Here is a 17079-nt window from a genome sequence, read left to right as displayed (position 1 = left end):
ACTCGATGAAGCGACTGCTCTCCCTCGCGGTCGCCGCACTGGTCGGGGGCGCCGTACTCACGGCGTCCCCGGCCACCGCGGCCCCCGCTCCGGCACTTTCCCGTGAAAGTGCCGCCCTGGCCGGAACCGGGACCGGTTTCTGGCACGCGAACGGGTCCCAGCTCGTCGACGCGACCGGGACCCCGGTCCGGATGACCGGCGTCAACTGGTTCGGCGCCGAGACCGGCAACTACTCGCCGCACGGCCTGTGGAGCCGCAACTACAAGGACATGCTCGACCAGATGGCGAGCCTCGGCTACAACACGCTGCGGCTGCCGTACTCCAACCAGCTCTTCGACTCCGGCGTCAAGCCGACCAGCATCGACGCCGTCCAGAACCCGGACCTGCAAGGGCTTTCCGGGCTCCAGGTGCTCGACAAGATCATCGGGTACGCCGGAACCAAGGGCATGCGCGTGATCCTCGACCGGCACCGGCCGGACTCCGGCGCGCAGTCCCCGCTCTGGTACACCAGCGCCTACCCCGAAAGCCGCTGGCTGTCCGACTGGACGATGCTCGCCCAGCACTACAAGGGCAACACCACGGTGATCGGCGCCGACCTGCACAACGAGCCGCACTCGATCCAGGGTGGCGGCGGCGCGTGCTGGGGCTGCGGCGACACCGCGACCGACTGGCGCCTGGCCGCCGAACGCGGCGGCAACGCCGTGCTCGCCGCCAACCCGGACTGGCTGGTCATCGTCGAGGGCGTCGACTGCGTCAGCGGCACCGGCGACCCGCAGTGCGGCTGGTGGGGCGGCAACCTCTCCGGCGCCCGCCAGTTCCCGGTGCGGTTGTCCAAACCGGACAAGCTCGTCTACTCGGCGCACGAGTACGCCACGTCGGTGTTCGCGCAGCCGTGGTTCTCCGACCCGTCGTTCCCGGCGAACCTGCCGGCGCTGTGGGACCACTTCTTCGGCTACCTGCACAAGGAGCACATCGCGCCGGTGCTGCTCGGCGAGTTCGGCAGCACCCTCGCCGACCCGCGTGACAAGACCTGGCTGCAGGAGCTGATGAAGTATTCGGGCACCGGCACGACCGGGATGAGCTTCACGTACTGGTCGTGGAACCCCAACTCGGGTGACACCGGCGGCATCCTCAACGACGACTGGACCACGGTCAACCAGGCCAAGCAGGCGATCCTGCAGCCGTACCTGATCCCGCCGACGGGCTCGGGCGGCGGCACGACCGATCCGCCCGCGGTGAGCTGCGGGGTCACCTACCACGTCGACAACACGTGGCAGGGCGGTTACGTCGCCTCCGTGACGCTCAAGAACACCGGCACCACGCCGCTGAAGACCTGGGCGCTCGGCTGGACCGTGCCGTCCGGGACGCAGATCACCGGCGGGTGGGGCGCCACGATCACCCAGTCCGGGCAGCAGGCGACGGCCAAGGCACCGTCGTGGGCGCCCGACCTGGCCGGCGGCGCTTCGACGTCGATCGGTTTCCAGGCGACCGGCGCCTCGACCGGCTCGCCCGGCGGCTTCGCGGTCGGCGCGACCGCGTGCACCACCTGACCCGTCCACCGAACACGAAGGAGCACACTCGATGAAGAGTGAATTCTGGAACCCGAGGAGGAAGGTGCGGCTCGCCGCGGCTTCCTCGGTGACGGCCGCCGCGGTCGTCGCGGGGCTGCTGGTGGCCGGCGGCAGCCCGGCGACCGCCGCTTCCGGCTGCAAGGTGACCTACACCGTCAACCAGTGGGACACCGGGTTCACCGCGAACGTCGCGGTGACCAACCTCGGCGACGCCGTCACGAGCTGGGACGTCCAGTGGGACTTCGCCGGCAACCAGCAGGTGCAGCAGGGCTGGAGCGCCACGTTCAGCCAGAGCGGCAAGCACGTGAGCGCGAAGAACCCGTCGTGGGGCGGCGCGCTCGGGTCGAACGCGTCGGCGAGCTTCGGCTTCAACGGCTCGTTCTCCGGCACGAACGACATCCCGGCGTCGTTCTCGCTCAACGGCGTCCACTGCGACGGCGGCACGACCACCACGACCACGCCCACGACGCCGACCACCCCGACCACCCCGACGACACCCACCACCCCGACGACCACGACCACGCCGCAGCCGGGCACCCACGTGGACAACCCGTACGCCGGCGCGAAGGGGTACGTGAACCCGGACTGGTCGGCCTCGGTGACCGCGGCGGCCGCGGCCAAGGGCGGCACGCTCGGCGCGCAGATGGCCAAGGTGGCCAACACGTCCACGGCCGTGTGGCTCGACCGGATCGCGGCGATCGAGGGCACCTCGAGCGCCCGCGGCCTGCGCGGGCACCTCGACGCGGCGCTGGCCCAGCAGAGCGGCGGCACGCCGGTGACGATCCAGATCGTCGTCTACGACCTGCCGAACCGCGACTGCGCGGCGCTGGCGTCCAACGGTGAGCTGCAGGCGGGCTCGGGCGGCCTGGCCCGGTACAAGAGCGAGTACATCGACCCGATCGCCTCGATCCTGTCGGACTCGAAGTACGCGCCGCTGCGGGTCGTGGCGGTCGTCGAACCGGACTCGCTGCCCAACCTGATCACCAACACCGCGACGGCCAAGTGCGCCGAAGCGCAGTCGACCGGGGCGTACACCCAGGGCATCCAGTACGCGCTGAACAAGCTGCACGCGATCTCCAACGTCTACAACTACCTGGACATCGCGCACTCGGCGTGGCTGGGCTGGGACAGCAACTTCGGCCCGTTCGTCAACCTGGTCAAGCAGACGCTCCAGGGCACGACCGCCGGGGTGAACAGCATCGACGGGTTCATCAGCGACACGGCGAACTACACCCCGCTGACCGAGCCGAACCTGCCGGACTCGAACCTGAACGTCGGCGGCCAGCCCCTCCGGTCGGCCACGTTCTACCAGTGGAACCCGTACTTCGCCGAGGTGCCGTTCGCCACGGCGATGTACAACGCGTTCGTCTCCGCGGGCCTGCCGAGCGGCATCGGCATGCTGATCGACACCTCCCGCAACGGCTGGGGCGGCTCGGCGCGGCCCAGTGGCGCCTCGGGGTCCACAGTGGACAGCTACGTGAACTCCGGCCGGATCGACCGGCGGCTGCACCGCGGCAACTGGTGCAACCAGAGCGGGGCCGGGCTCGGCGTGCGGCCCACCACGGCGCCCGCGGCGCACTTCGACGCCTACGTCTGGATCAAGCCGCCGGGTGAGTCCGACGGCGCGAGCCAGCAGATCCCGAACGACGAGGGCAAGGGCTTCGACGGGATGTGCGACCCGGCCTTCCACGGCAGTGAGCAGGCCAACGGCGGCAACCTGACCGGCGCCCTGCCGAACTCGCCGCTGTCCGGCAAGTGGTTCCAGGCCCAGTTCGAGGAACTGGTCCAGAACGCCTACCCGCCGGTGCAGTAGCAAGTCTCCCGGGCCGGGCGGTGCCGCGCAGCCGCCGTCCGGCCCGGGTCTCCACTCCGTCCCTTCGAGCAGAGGAGCTCCCATGAAGAACCGGCTACGGGCCACACTGGCGTCGTTCGGAGCCGCGACCGTGCTGCTGTCCGGCGGTGTCCTGGTCACCGCGCCCCCGGCGGCCGCGGACACGCAACTGTGCGACAAGTACGGCTCGCTGCGCATCCAGGGCGGCAAGTACATCGTGCAGAACAACAACTGGGGCGACGACACGACCCAGTGCCTTTCGGTGTCCACCACCGGCTTCACCATCACGACGGCGTCGCACAACCGGCCGACCAACGGTGCTCCGGGCAGCTACCCGTCCGTCTACGCGGGCTGCCACTACGGCAACTGCAGCAGCAACAGCGGCCTGCCCCGCCAGGTCCGGTCGCTCGGGTCGCTGCGGTCCCAGGTGAACTACACGACCGTCCAAGCGGGACAGTGGGACGCCGCCTACGACGTCTGGTACGACCCGTCGCCGAACCCGTCGGGCCAGAACACCGGCGCCGAAGTGATGATCTGGGGCAACCACCGGGGTGCCCCGCAGCCGGTCGGCAGCGTGATCGGCACCGTGCAGCTCGCCGGCGCGACGTGGACCGTCTGGTTCGGCAACATCGGCTGGAACGTGATCTCCTACGTCCGGAACTCCGGCACGGACAGCCTCGACGTGAACCTGTCCGACTTCACCCGGGACGGCGTGAACCGCGGGAAGATCAGCGACTCCTGGTACCTGACCAGCGTCCAGTTCGGGTTCGAGCCGTGGCAGGGCCAGACCGGGCTGGGCGTGCGCTCGTTCAGCGTGTCGGGCTAGAGGTCCTTCCGGAAGGACAGCCGGTCCAGCCCCGGCCCGTCGTAGTCGGGCTGGACCGGCAGCCCGTCGAACTCCTTCGGTCCCGGCTCGGTCACGAAGCCCATCCGGGTGTGGAAGGCGTGTGAACCCTTGTTCACCGGCGACGTGATGGCGCGGACGGTGCTGCGCCCGTTCTCGCGGCTGTAGGCGAAGAAGCGTTCGTACAGGGCGGCGCCGAGGCCCTTGCCGCGTTCGGCGGGGTCGACGCCGACGAAGTGGACGTAGCTTTCCGCCGGCCGGGACGGCGAGAGGAACCCGATCAGGAACGCGACGATCCGGTCGTCGCCGGTCACCAGGAAGCTGCTGCCGGTGAAGTGCTGGAACATCAGCTTCGGGAGGAGCAGGGCCCGCTGGCGGGAGCCTTCGTCGCCGCCGAGCCCGCCCCACCAGGAGTCGAGGACGGCGAGGACGGGCAGGTGGTCGTCCGGGCCGGGGTGGCGCACGGAATGGCCGGCGAGCGGCGTGAGGTCGGGAGTCGTCACCGGGCCAGGGTGCCGGACGGGGGAGGGGAACGCGACCGGGTTTCTCCGCCGGTCCACTGTGTCCGAACCGTCGACAGGAGCTCACCGGGTGTCCGTCCCCGAAGAAAATCCGTCCCGGACCGCCGAAGGATCAGGGCACCACCTGGTGCACCCCGATCAGCACCTGCTGCCAGACGGCGGCCGGGTCGGCCCCGCCCTCGACCGCCTTGAGCGCGGGCGCGACCACCGTCTCCTGGATCTTGCCGTCGCCCGGGCCCTTGTACTGCGGTTTCCCGACCTTCTGGGCCTGCGCGACGAAGACCTGCCCGGCCAGCGCGCCGCCGAAGTAGCCGTTCATCTCGCTGAGCAGGTCGGGCGAGGTGAAGGCGTCGACCTGGCTGGGGAAGTTGCCGCTCACCCGGAACGCGTGCAGCTGCTGCTCCGGCGCGGTCAGCCAGGCGGCGAGCGCGGCGGCTTCCTTCTGGTGCTCGCTCGCGGCCGGCACGGTGAGGTAGGAGCCGCCCCAGTTGCCGCCGCCGTCCGGGAACGCGTCGGTGATCGCCCACTTGCCGGCGTTGCCGAGCCCGGCCTGCTGCTCGATGACGCCGAGCATCCACGAAGGACAGACCTTCGTCGCGAAGGCGCCGAGGCGCAGGCCGTCGTTGCCGTCCTCGGCGAAGGCGGTGAGCCCGGCCGACTGCCCCTGCTTCACGGCGGTGGTGACCTGGTCCCACGCGCTCCGGAGCGCGGTGTTCGACTCGAGCGTCGAATGGTCTTCGCGGTCGAGGTAGCCGACCGGCAGCTGGTTGACCATGGCGTTGAAGCTCTGCGCCGCGGAGTCGAACCAGGCTTTGCCCTTCGAGCGCTTGACGTACTTCTCGCCGGCCTTGAAGTAGCTGTCCCAGCTCGCGAACATCGTCTTGACCGAACCCGGGTCGGTCGGCAGCCCGGCCGCCTCGAGGAGGTCCTTGCGGTAGCACATCGCCAGCGGTCCGATGTCCGTGCCGTAGCCGATGAGCTTGCCGTCCTTGCTGCGGCCGGCCTCGTACTTCCACTCCAGCCACCGGCCCGGTTTCACGTCGGCCGGGCCGATCTCGCCCAGATCGGCGAACTTCGCGGACTGCGCGAGGACGTCGGAGAGGTGACCCTCCTCGACGGCCTGGATGTCGGCGAGGCCCTGCCCGCTCTGCAGCTTGCCCAGCAGGTCCTGGTGGTAAGGGCCGCCCTGGTCGGTCCGCACCTGGCGGACGTCGATCCCGGGGTGGGTGAACTCGTACCCGGGGATCAGGTCGTCGTAGCCGAACTCGCCGAACGTCGCCAGGGTGAGCGTGATGTGCTCGGGCGTGCTCGGGCCACAGCCGCCGGTGAAGACGAGCAGGACGACAGCGACGGCGAAAGCCAGCCGTCTTCGGATCAGCCTCATGCGCTCCCCCTCCAGGGCTCACTCCCTCGTGATTGGGAGCGCTCCCGGTCGGAGTGTTGTTTCCGGGACCACCGGGTGTCAAGGTGCGCGACGGCGGGTGTCCGTGCGGACACGCTTGCGTGCTCGAAACTTTCGCGTGAGGAAGGACTGCGATGAAGCGTCCGACGATCACCGACATCGCACGGGAGGCCGGCGTGTCGAAGGGTGCGGTGTCCTACGCGCTCAACGGGCGTCCTGGCGTTTCGGAGGCGACCCGGCGCCGGATCACGCGGATCGCCAGGGAGCTGGGGTGGTCGCCGAGCAGCACGGCGCGCGCCCTGTCCGGCGGCCGCGCCGGGGCGATCGGGCTGGTCCTCGACGGACCGTCCGAAGTGGTCGTCCCGGCCCTGCTCGACGGGTTCTCGCCGGAGCTCGTGGTGCAGGTCGCCACCAGTCACGACGCGGCGCTGGCGGTCTACCGGCGCTGGCGCGCGGAGCGCAAGGTGGACGGCGTGCTGCTGATGGGCCCGGACTGCGCGGCGGAGCTGGTCCGGATCGGCCTCCCGGCGGTGGTCCTCGGCGGCCCGGGCGGGCTGCCGGGCGTGCCGTCGGTCCGGGTGGACGACACCGCGGCGGCGGCCGAGGTACTCGAGTACCTGGCGGCGCTGGGACACCGGCACGTGGTCCGGATAGTGGGGCCGGCGGCGTTCGCGGAAGAGGAGGAGAGGGAAGAAGCGTTCACGGTCGAAGCCCGGCGGCTGGGGTTGACGGGTGCGGGGGCCACCGGTGGGGCGGGCGCTCTCACGGACCGCCGGAGTGGAGGCGGCGGGCCGGTCGCGCTGCCGGCCGCCGGCGCCGACGATTCGCCGGCCGGCGGCTTGCCGGCGGCCGGCCGGCGTGACCGGGGCGGGCTTTTCGGCGTGGATCCGGTCGCCGATTTCGGAATCCGGGCCGCGGGGCTCGCGAGTCGTGCCGGTATTTCCGCCGTGACCCCGGCTTTCCGGTGGGGAGACCCCAGCGCCCATCCCGTCATGGCCCGCATCGAACCCTCGGCGGACGCGGTCCGGCACGTCCTGACCGCGTGCCCCCGGCCCACCGCCCTCCTCTGCGACACCGATTCCCTCGCCGTCGCCGCGCTCGTCGCCGCCCGGGAGCTCGGGCTGGCCGTGCCCGGTGATGTCTCCGTCGTCTCCTGGGACGATTCCGCGCTCTGCCGCCTCGTCCGCCCGGCTCTCACCGCGATCCGGCGCCCCCTGGCGGAGCTCGGCGGGCTCGCCGCGTCGATGCTGCGGGACCTGATCGCCGGCGAAGAGGTCGGCGACGGCTGGGCCTCCCGGCCGCGCCTGATCACCCGCGGCAGCACCGGCCCCGCCCGCTGACCGGGGCCGGTGCTGCCGGCCCCTCAGGTGCCTTGGCAGGTGAGCGACGGCTGGGCCGGGTTGCTCCCCGACGCGTTCACCACCAGCCCGAACGTGGTCGTCCCGTCGGGGGCGACGGCACCGTTCCAGTCGGCGTTGCGGACCGTCACCGTCGAGCCGGACTGGCTCAGCGTGCCGTTCCAGACGCTGCCGATCGTCTGGCCCGCCGGCAACGTCCAGCCCGCCTGCCAGCCGCGGTAGGCCGCGGTGCCGTGGTTCATCACCGTCACCGTCGCCTGGTAGCCGCCGTTCCAGGTGTTCGTGACCTCGTACATCGCCATGCACGAGCCGTCCGGGGGCGGCGTGGTCGTCGGCGTCGTCGGCGTGGTCGTCGGGCTGCCCGGCTCGTGGACGCCCGTCACCTCGCCGTGCCCGCCGTCGAACGTGACGTCGGAGCAGCCGTAGAACGTCTCGGCGCTGTCGGAGCGCTTCCACACCGAGTAGATGATGTGGCGTCCGGACTTGTTCGCCGGCAGCGCGCCGCTCCACTTGTACTGCCCGTCCACCGTGCCGACCTGGCCGGTCACCGGCGGGTGGTCCACCGTCAGGAACGGCTGGTCCTCCAGCGAGTCCCACGTCAGCGGCCGTGACGGGTCCCAGCCGTCCTTCGTCACGTACGTGTAGAACCAGCCCGGGTGCGCGGCCCACGCGTTGTACGAGAAGTCGAACGTGGCCCCGGCGGTGAGGTGGGTCAGCGGCCAGTCGCCGACCTGGTCGAAGCCGGCGTAGCCCGGGTTGCCGCCGGAGCACAGCTTCCCGTCCGGGATGAAGCCGCGCGTGCGGCCGGCGCCGTCGGACCGCAGCACGGCGAACCAGTTGTACAGCGAGTTGGCGCCGCTGGTGGTCACCGCGGCCGCGCAGGCGGGGTTCTGCGGGATGATCTGGCCGGTCGAGCTGAGCCCGTCCTGCCAGCACAGGAACGTCCGGCTGCCCGGCTTCATCATGGCGCCGTGTGCTTCGGCCGTGCCGGTGTTCAGCAGGATCGCCGTCAGGCTCGCCAGCAGCACGGTGACGGCGGCGAGGATCGTACTTCGTCTCCTGGTCACGTCTGTCCCTTCGTCGGGTAGCGTGCGTCGAAGACTGGGAGCGCTCTCACGATCAGGATACGCGGTGGTGGTCGCTTCCGGAATCCCGCGGTGACGACCGGCGGTGCCGTGGCCTACCTTGGCGGGGGGAGCCGATCACCGGGCCGGCCGTGGAGAAGGGCAGAGAGTGGACAGTCCGTCATCGGTTCCGGCCTGGGTGCGCGCCGAACCCGCCCGCCTTCTCGGCTTCGCCGCCCACGCGGCCCACCCCGCCGGCGGCTTCGCCTGGCTCGACGACGCCGGGCGCCCGGTCCTCGACCGGCCCGTCGAAACCTGGATCACCTGCCGGATGACGCACGTCTTCGCGCTGGCGTCGCTGCAGGGCTCCGACACCGGGGAGCAGGTCGCACACGGCGTCTTGGCACTGACCGGCCCGCTTCGCGACCCGGAGCACGGCGGCTGGTATGCCACGACAACGTTGTCAGAGAAGCGCGCCTACGAGCACGCCTTCGTCGTCCTGGCCGCCGCGAGCGCGGTCGCCGCCGGCGCCGAGGGCGCGGAACCGCTGCTGGCCGAGGCCCTCGAGGTCGTCGAACGCCGGTTCTGGGAGCCCGGCCCGGGCCGCGTCGCCGACGTCTGGGACCGCGGCTGGACGGAGCTCGAGGCCTACCGCGGGGCCAACGCCAACATGCACACGGTCGAGGCGTTCCTGGCCGCGGCCGACGTCACCGGCGACCGGGTCTGGGCCGGGCGCGCGCTGTCCATTGTGGACCACCTGGTGCACGGCGAAGCCCGGGCGCACGGCTGGCTGCTGCCGGAGCACTACGACGCGGGCTGGCACGTCGAGCTCGAGCACAACCGCGACGAGCCCGCCCACCCCTTCCGGCCGTTCGGCGCCACCATCGGCCACCTCTTCGAATGGGCGCGGCTGGCCGTGCACCTCAAGCGCGCACTCGGCGCGGGCGCGCCGGCCTGGCTGGTCCCGGACGCGGAAGCGCTGTTCGCGACCGCGGTCCACCGCGGCTGGGCCGTCGACGGCCGCCCGGGATTCGTCTACACCACCGACTTCGCCGGGACGCCGGTCGTGCGCACGCGCCTGCACTGGGTCGTGGCCGAAGCGATCGCCGCGGCGTGGACGCTGCACCAGGAGACCGGCGAAACGGCCTACCTCGACCGGTTCCGGGAGTGGTGCGAGCACGCCGACACGTGCTTCGCCGACCGCGAACTCGGTTCGTGGCACCACGAGCTGGACCCCGAGAACCGCCCCGCGGCGGCGGTCTGGGCGGGCAAGCCGGACGTCTACCACGCCTACCAGGCGACGCTCCTGCCCGCGTTGCCGCCCGCCGCGTCGTTCGCCGGCGCGCTGATCGCCCGCGGCTAGACTGCGCCGGACCCCGCTGACAAGGAGAACGATGTCGCCTTACGCCGCCGCCGAAGACCGGTACGCGGGCATGCCGTACCGGCGGGCCGGGCACAGCGGGCTGAAGCTGCCCGCCGTGTCGCTGGGCCTGTGGCACAACTTCGGGGACGACAAGCCCCTCGACGTCCAGCGCGCGGTGCTGCGCCGGGCGTTCGACCTCGGCGTGACGCACTTCGACCTGGCCAACAACTACGGTCCGCCGCCCGGGGCGGCGGAGACGAACTTCGGCCGGCACTACGCCGCCGACTTCCGCCCGTACCGCGACGAGATCCTGGTGTCGTCCAAAGCCGGCTACCTGATGTGGGACGGCCCGTACGGCGAGTGGGGCTCGCGCAAGAACCTCCTGGCCAGCCTGGACCAGAGCCTCGCGCGGACCGGCCTGGACCACTTCGACGTCTTCTACTCCCACCGCCCGGACCCGGAGACGCCGATCGAGGAGACCATGGGTGCCCTCGACACCGCGGTCCGGTCCGGGAAAGCGCTGTACGCGGGCATTTCCAACTACTCGCCGGAGCAGACCGAAGCCGCGATCGCCGCGCTGAAGGAGCTGGGCACGCCGCTGCTGATCCACCAGCCGTCGTACTCGATCCTGAACCGCTGGGTGGAAGATGGCCTCCAGGACGTCCTCGACGAGCACGGCGTCGGCTCGATCGCGTACTCGCCGCTGAGCCAGGGCTTGCTGACCGACCGCTACCTCGACGGCGTCCCCGCCGACTCGCGGGCGGCCGGCGCCAGCCCGTTCCTCACCCGCGAGCGGCTCACCGAGGAGACCCTGACGACGATCCGCGCGCTGGACGACGTCGCGAAGCGGCGCGGGCAGACGCTGGCCCAGCTGGCCATCGCCTGGGTGCTGCGCCGCGGCCGCGTCACGTCCGCGCTGATCGGGGCCAGCAGCGTCGCCCAGCTCGAGAACACCGTGGCGGCGACCGCGAACCTGGACTTCACCGACGACGAGCTGGCCGAGATCGACCGGATCGTCGCGGCCTAGCAGCCGATGCGCGCGGAGCCCCAGGCCACGTCGTCGAACCAGAGCGTGTCGGGGTCGGTGCCGTAGCTCTCCCAGCCGAGCCGCAGGTCGGTCACCGCGGGGTGCCAGGCCCGGCCGAGCCACTGCTGGTCGACGTCGGGGGTGGGCACGCCGTCGACGACGAGCCCGGGCACCTCGGAGCCGCCGAGCCACGTCCGCAGCTGCCCGGCCGCGCCGTCGATCGCGAACTCGAAGCAGGACCACGTGCCGGTCGGCAACGGGACGCTCTGGGCGACGCCGGCCGGGCTCTGCGCGGGCAGCGTCGCGTCGTCGGACTCGCGGTTCCACTGCAGGGCCTGGTTCTGCCCACCGGCCCGCAGGTCGCGGCCGCCGTCCGCGGTGTCGCGCAGGGCCATGAACGTGACGTGCGCGGCGGGCAGCGGGGTCGTGTGGCGAACCCAGAACCGGCCGTACAGCGCGCCGGAGCCGGGCACGCTCGCGCCGAAGAAGGCGTGGTTGCAGTAGCCGCCCGGGCTGGCGACCTTCACCGAGCGGCTGCCGGAGTGCGCGACCGCGGTGTCGACGGTGACCGTGCCGGCGCCCTGGCAGTTCGCCGCGCCGACGGTCCACCGGCCGGCCGGGGCGGTGCCGGTCTGCTGCTCGAAGTCGTCGCAGACCGCCGCGTCCGCGCATCCGGCGGGCGGTGTCGTGGTCGTCGGTGTCGTGGTGGTCGTCGGGGCGGTCGGCGTCGTGGTCACCGGGGGAGTGGTGTCGCCGCAGGAGACGCCGTTGAGCGCGAAGTCCGTCGGCTCCGCGTTGGTCCCGCTGTAGGTGCCCTGCACGCCGAACGAGACGGTGCCGCCGGCGGGCAGTGCGGCGTTGTAGGGCAGGCTCTCCGCGGTGACCGCCGTGCCGGACTGGCGGACGGTGGCGTTCCAGCCGGAGGTCACGGACTGGTTCCCGGCGTAGTGCCAGGTGAGCGCCCAGGACGTGAGCGCGGAGGCGCCGTTCGTCACGGTGATCTCGGCGGTGAACCCGGTCTGCCACTGGTTGACGCGGTAGCCGACCTGGCAGGCCGGCGCGGCCGTGGCCGGCCCGGCGGCGACGACCGCGGTCGTCGCGGCGGCGGCGAGGCAGACTGCGGCGAGGGCGGCGGCGAACCTGTGCATCGGGGCCTCCCGGGGACGCGGACAGGGGCGCCGCGGCTCGCGCCACGGCGCCCCTGGGTGGTGGCCGCGTTCTGACGAGGCGACCTGGCATGGGAGCGCTTCCAGCCGCCGGAAAGGTAACCCCCGTGTGTCGTCGTTGTAAAGCGCGACCCGGACGCGAGCCGATCCGGTGGTCCGTTTCCGGATGTGCCCGAGGGGCTCCGCGTGAACTGAACGCTCCTGAACGGACGAAGCCGTTGGGCGGTAAAGCATCCTGTGGTGGCCGTACGCCACCGGCCGGAGGGCCCCGATGCCGCCGTTGGAGTGGATTCCGCGAATCCTTGCCGAAGATCACGACGGGGTCCACCGCGCCGGACTTCCCCGTGTACTCCACCCGGCTGGGAGCGCTCTCACGGGCTCCGTCCACCCGCCGCCCTGCCCAAAAGCCGTGAAGGCCTCCTTACCGGCGCTCATGGCCGGTAAGGAGGCCTTCACGGCTTTCAGCTGGTCGCGCAGACGCTGCCGTTGAGCGCGATCGAGGTGGGCTTTCCGTTGGTGGCGCCGGAGGTACCGGTGAAGCCGAACTCGGCGCTGCCGCCCGCCGGGATCGCCTTGTTCCACCCCGCGTCGACCGCCGACACCGCCGCCCCCGTCTGCATCACCTGCGCGTTCCACGCCTGCGTCACGCGCTGACCGTCGGCGAAGGACCAGGTGACGGTCCACCCGCTCACCGGCGCGGTCCCCGTGTTCCCGACCTTCACCGCGGCCTGGAAGCCGCCCTGCCACTGGTTCGTCACGCCGTAGGCCGCCGTGCACGACGAAGACGGCACGGGGGTCGTGGTGGTCGTCGGGGAAGCGGACGTGGTGGTGGTGGTCGTCGTCGTGGCCGGCGGCTGGTCACCGCCGGACTCGCCCACGATCACCCCTCGCCCGTTCGTGCCCACGTACACCCTTCCGTACACCCGCGGATCCCCGGTCAGCGCCGCCCCGATGTTGCCGTACTGGTGCCGGTCGTCGTTGATCCGCGTCCACGACCCACCCGCGTCGTCCGACCGGAAGATCCCGCGCACCCCGCCGATCTTCGCGATGGCGTATAACGCCGCATACGTCCGGCCTGGAGCAGCCTTGCCGAACCCGATGTTGTCGGCTTCGGTGACACCGCTCAGTTTCGTGAAGGACGCTCCGGAGTCGGTCGAGTGCCAAAGGCCGTACGTCGTGCCGGAGCCGCCGGCCAGCCAGACGTCGCCGGTCACGCCCGCCATCGCCTTGAAGTGCGCCGAAGAGGCGGGCAGCCCGGTGGCGGCGGTCGCGGTGAACGTCGCGCCGCCGTCGGCGCTGACGTAGAACCGGCCGGCGGCGAACCCGTAGAACCGCTTCGGGTCCACGCGGTCGGCCTCGACCACCGCGCCCGCCGGGATGCCGGCCGACGCCGTCCACGACGAACCGAAGCCCACGGAATAGCTGACGCCGGTGCCGTCCGGGCTCCACACGAAACGGCTGCCGTCGGCGGCCGCGGCCACCGTCCCGCCGCTCGCGCCGCCGCCCGGTTCGGCGCCCTGGAACCAGTTCTTGCCGCCGTCGGTGGAGAAGGCGACGCGGTTGTCGTTCGGCCGGGCGGCCCGGTCGAGCGTGCCGGTGCGGACGATGGTCGCCGGGTTCAGCTCGGCGTAGTCGAGGCTGGTCGTGGTCGTGAAGACCGGGGAGGTGAACATCGTCGACGGGACGGCGTCGAGGCTCTCGTGCCGGAACCCGCCGATGTCGCCGAGTCCGGAGAGCAGCGGCGCCCCCGACGGCGGGCTGATCAGGTCCAGCACCGCGGTCTCCTCGAGGCCGCCGACGACCGGCTTCAGCGTGATCTTCCCGCCGCTGTCCCACTTCGTCAGGTCGGACGTGCCGTAGATGGTCGCGCCGGTGCCGTAGAGCAGGTGGTCGGAGTCGAACGGGTCGATCTCCACCGACTCGGTCATCCAGCCGAGCTTGGGCGAAGGCACCGGGGGAGCGGCCTGGACGCCGAAGGTCAGCCACGGCACCGACGAGATGTCCTGGGTGTACCGCAGCGAGCGGTCCGGGTAGCTCGTGAAGTCCCAGATCCGGCTCCAGGTGGCGCCGCCGTCGGTGCTGCGGAAGAAGATGACGTCCGGCCACCACGACACCTGCGTCGCGACCATCAGCGTGCCCGGGTGCTGCCGGTCGATCGTGAGGCCGCTGTAGCCGAAGTAGTCGTCGGCGCTGTCGGAGGCGATCGGGCTGATCCGCGTCCACGCACCGGTCTTCGTCGCGTACTTCCAGACGTCGCCCTTCGCGCCGTCGTAGGGCCCGCCGGTGTCGCTGGTGGCGAGGTAGAGGTAGCCGCCGACCGGGTCGAGGACGCCCTTGTGCGCCAGGAACCCGGTGGGCTGGCCGGCCAGCCGTGCCCACGTCGTGCCGCCGTCGGTGCTGCGGTAGACGGTGTTCGCCTTGTCCGCGACGCCGACGTAGATCGTCTGCGTGGTGCTGCCGCGGGTGCCGGTCGACGGGTCGAACGTCACCCAGGTGACGCCTTCGTTGTCGCTGGAGTAGCCCGTCGGGTCGTTCGGATCGGGCGCGTAGTCGCCGGGGTTGGGGAAGGCGGTCACCTTCGCCCACGTGACGCCGGAGTCGGTGCTGCGCCAGAGCCCGTTGCCGCTCGGGGCGCCGAGGTAGAGGACGCTGTCGCGGTTCGGGTCGATCGCGAGCCGCTCGCCCATGCCGCGCCCGGGCATGTTGCCACCGAGCTTGAACGGCAGCGCCGAGGCCTGCCAGGTCGCGCCGCGGTCGGCCGAGCGCAGGACGGCGCCGTTGTTGGGGTCCCAGCTGTTGGTGTACATCCCGGCCGCCGCGTAGACCCGGTTCGGGTCCACCGGGTCCGTGGCCAGGCTGACGACGCCGTTGTGGCCCCAGTCGGCCCAGCCGACCGAGTCCAGTAGCGGGATCCAGCGCCCGGTGGCGGCGTTCCAGCGATACGCGCCGCCGATGTCGGTGCGGGCGTAGGCGAGGCCCGGCTCGGCCTGGTTGAAGACGATGCCGGGGACGAACCCGCCACCGCCGATCTCCGCGTTGCGCCACGTGGTGGCCGCAACGGCGGCGGGGGACGCCGGCGCACCGGCGACGATGACCGCGACGGCGGCCGGCACGACGAAGGCGAGCGTGCCCGCCAGCAGTCGTCTGAGGGAACGGGGTGATGAGCTGCGCACGTCTGCCTCCAGGATTCTGGGAGCGCTTCCAGAGGAAGGTAGACCGGCGCTCGGAGCGTTGTAAAGGGTCCTCCGTCGGGGTCTGGACCAGGGAAAACGGCTTCGACGATTTCGCTTGCCCGGCTGTGTCCACAGTGGATTGAGTGAACCGGCGGCCGGTTCCCGGCGTGTCCATTGTGTACCGATGAGCGACCGGAAAGGAGGGTGTGGCGGATGGAGCAACGATGTGCGCCGGTCGGTATCACATATGTGAACGGCGATCACGTTTCTGAATCGTTATCAACGACTGTCTTGCCCGGCTTTTTCCGGCGTGTGAGTGTGGTGCCCGCTGGCTGGACTGGACCTACGAAAGAGGCGACCCGGCAATGACGCAGACAGCCCCGGCGCGGCATATCGGCCGAACCACCTTGTACTTCTTCGGCGCGCTCGGCGGCATTTTGTTCGGCTACGACCTCGGGGTGATCTCCGGGGTGCTCCCGTTCATCGGGAAAGCCTGGTCGCTGACCGCCTGGGACAAGGGCGTGATCACCGCCAGCCTGTCGGTCGGTGCCATCGTGGGTGCGCTGCTTTCCAGTCGCATCAACGAAGCACTCGGCAGGCGGCGCACCATCATGGTCGCCGCGGTGATCGTCATCGTGGGGACGCTGGCGGCGAGCTTCTCGCCGACGTTCGCGCTGCTCGTGATTTCACGGCTGGTGATCGGCCTCGGCATCGGCGTTTCGTCGTCGACCGTGCCGACGTATTTGTCCGAATTGGCTCCCGCCCGGTTGCGGGGCGCGATGGGCGCGCTGAACCAGATCTTCATCGTGCTCGGCATCCTGATCGCGTTCCTGGTCAGCTACTGGCTCGGCCCGATCTCCGCGTGGCGCTGGATGTTCGCCGGCGCGATCGTGCCCGCCGTGATCCTGCTCGTCGGGCTGGCGTTCCTGCCGGAGACGCCGCGCTGGCTGCTCAAGAACGGCCGGGAAGCGGAAGCCCGGCGGGTCCTGGAGAGCGCGCACGGCAACACCGTGAACCTCGACGAGGAGATCGCGACCATCCGCGAGGTCATCCAGATGGACACCGAGGGCAAGCCGCGTTTCCGCGACCTGTTCTCCGGCTTCGTGCGGCCGATGATGATCGTCGCCATCCTGCTCGCGGTCGGCCAGCAGTTCAGCGGGGTCAACGCGATCAACGCCTACTTCCCGACGATGCTGATCGGCCTCGGCTTCGCCACGCAGGCCGCGCTGCTGTCCGGCGTACTGCTGGGTGTCACGAAGTTCCTGTTCACCGCGTGGGTCGTGTTCGTCGTCGACCGCTGGGGCCGCAAGCCCCTGCTGCTCATCGGCAACGTGATCATGGTGATCACGCTGGTGGCCGCCGGGCTCGTGGTGCTGAACGTCCACGACACCGGCACGCGCGGCATCCTGATGCTGGTGATGATGGTGCTGTACCTGGTCGGCTACGAACTCGGCTGGGGCGCGGTCGTCTGGGTGATGATGGCCGAGGTGTTCCCGCTGAAGTACCGCGCGGCGGGCATGGGCGTCAGCAGTGTCATCCTCTGGGCGGCGACGGGCATCGTGAGCGCGGTGTTCCCGCTCATCTCCGCCGTGGGTTCGCTCGGCATCGGTGGTTCGATGTTCCTGTTCGCCGGCATCAACGTGGTGCTCTTCGTGCTGACGAAGTGGCTCGTGCCGGAAACCAAGGGGCGCTCGCTGGAGCAGATCGAGCTCGACCTCCGGGCGCGGCAGGGGGTCGCGGCCAAGAGCTGACCCCGGGG

At 71.1% G+C, this 17079-nt stretch carries 12 protein-coding genes; 7 read left to right on the top strand and 5 right to left on the bottom strand.

Translation table 11 applies throughout. From position 1 onward, the window contains the following. The first annotated feature begins 5 nt into the window (after window positions 1-5). From ACZ4TR_RS11490 to ACZ4TR_RS11480, 3 genes are all read left to right on the top strand, one after another. Window positions 6-1550: a cellulase family glycosylhydrolase gene (locus tag ACZ4TR_RS11490; protein WP_465286960.1), complete on the top strand. Its 1545-nt coding sequence runs from the start codon at window positions 6-8 to the stop codon at window positions 1548-1550. A gap of 31 nt (window positions 1551-1581) precedes the next feature. Further along, window positions 1582-3384 carry a glycoside hydrolase family 6 protein gene (locus ACZ4TR_RS11485; protein WP_465286959.1) on the top strand — a complete coding sequence of 601 codons (1803 nt, stop codon included), beginning with the start codon at window positions 1582-1584 and terminating at the stop codon, window positions 3382-3384. An 82-nt stretch (window positions 3385-3466) separates the two neighbouring features. Then, the gene (locus ACZ4TR_RS11480) at window positions 3467-4228 is read left to right on the top strand and encodes a GH12 family glycosyl hydrolase domain-containing protein (protein ID WP_465286958.1); all 762 of its coding nucleotides are present in this window, start codon (window positions 3467-3469) and stop codon (window positions 4226-4228) included. Here ACZ4TR_RS11480 and ACZ4TR_RS11475 read toward each other — a convergent pair. Together ACZ4TR_RS11475 and ACZ4TR_RS11470 are read right to left on the bottom strand one after the other, a co-directional pair. Beyond that, on the bottom strand, window positions 4225-4749 hold the full coding sequence (locus ACZ4TR_RS11475) for a GNAT family N-acetyltransferase (protein ID WP_465286957.1): 525 nt from the start codon (window positions 4747-4749) through the stop codon (window positions 4225-4227). The genes ACZ4TR_RS11480 and ACZ4TR_RS11475 overlap by 4 nt on opposite strands. Before the next feature lie 130 nt (window positions 4750-4879). Further along, window positions 4880-6151, bottom strand: coding sequence for an ABC transporter substrate-binding protein (locus tag ACZ4TR_RS11470; protein WP_364521795.1), 1272 nt, complete (start codon window positions 6149-6151; stop codon window positions 4880-4882). Window positions 6152-6303: 152 nt separating this feature from the next. On the opposite strand from ACZ4TR_RS11470, the gene ACZ4TR_RS11465 reads away from it, so the two are divergent. Next, window positions 6304-7509, top strand: a complete 1206-nt coding sequence (locus ACZ4TR_RS11465) for a LacI family DNA-binding transcriptional regulator (protein ID WP_465286956.1) — start codon at window positions 6304-6306, stop codon at window positions 7507-7509. A 23-nt stretch (window positions 7510-7532) separates the two neighbouring features. Here ACZ4TR_RS11465 and ACZ4TR_RS11460 read toward each other — a convergent pair whose 3' ends face one another. After that, window positions 7533-8594, bottom strand: a complete 1062-nt coding sequence (locus tag ACZ4TR_RS11460) for a lytic polysaccharide monooxygenase (protein WP_465286955.1) — start codon at window positions 8592-8594, stop codon at window positions 7533-7535. Between the two features lie 166 nt (window positions 8595-8760). Between ACZ4TR_RS11460 and ACZ4TR_RS11455 the strand changes: the two genes are divergently transcribed. Further along, a complete protein-coding gene (locus ACZ4TR_RS11455) occupies window positions 8761-9954 on the top strand; it encodes an AGE family epimerase/isomerase (RefSeq protein WP_465286954.1) in 1194 nt (397 codons plus the stop codon). Window positions 9955-9985: 31 nt separating this feature from the next. After that, on the top strand, window positions 9986-10981 hold the full coding sequence (gene mgrA, locus ACZ4TR_RS11450) for an L-glyceraldehyde 3-phosphate reductase (RefSeq protein WP_465286953.1): 996 nt from the start codon (window positions 9986-9988) through the stop codon (window positions 10979-10981). On the opposite strand, the gene ACZ4TR_RS11445 is transcribed toward mgrA, so the two are convergent. Both ACZ4TR_RS11445 and ACZ4TR_RS11440 read right to left on the bottom strand, forming a co-directional pair. Next, on the bottom strand, window positions 10978-12129 hold the full coding sequence (locus tag ACZ4TR_RS11445; protein ID WP_465286952.1) for a cellulose-binding domain-containing protein: 1152 nt from the start codon (window positions 12127-12129) through the stop codon (window positions 10978-10980). The genes mgrA and ACZ4TR_RS11445 overlap by 4 nt on opposite strands. Window positions 12130-12608: 479 nt before the next feature. Beyond that, complete coding sequence (locus ACZ4TR_RS11440; RefSeq protein ID WP_465286951.1) at window positions 12609-15320, bottom strand: cellulose binding domain-containing protein; 2712 nt, start codon at window positions 15318-15320, stop codon at window positions 12609-12611. 365 nt (window positions 15321-15685) lie between these two features. Here ACZ4TR_RS11440 and ACZ4TR_RS11435 point away from each other — a divergent pair, with 365 nt between their 5' ends. Next, on the top strand, window positions 15686-17071 hold the full coding sequence (locus ACZ4TR_RS11435) for a sugar porter family MFS transporter (protein ID WP_465286950.1): 1386 nt from the start codon (window positions 15686-15688) through the stop codon (window positions 17069-17071). Window positions 17072-17079: the final 8 nt, after the last annotated feature.

It is taken from the genome of Amycolatopsis sp. NPDC028719, from assembly GCF_055565395.1.
The sequence above is the reverse complement of the archived record's forward strand: the minus strand, read 5'-3'. Positions and strand labels throughout refer to the sequence as shown.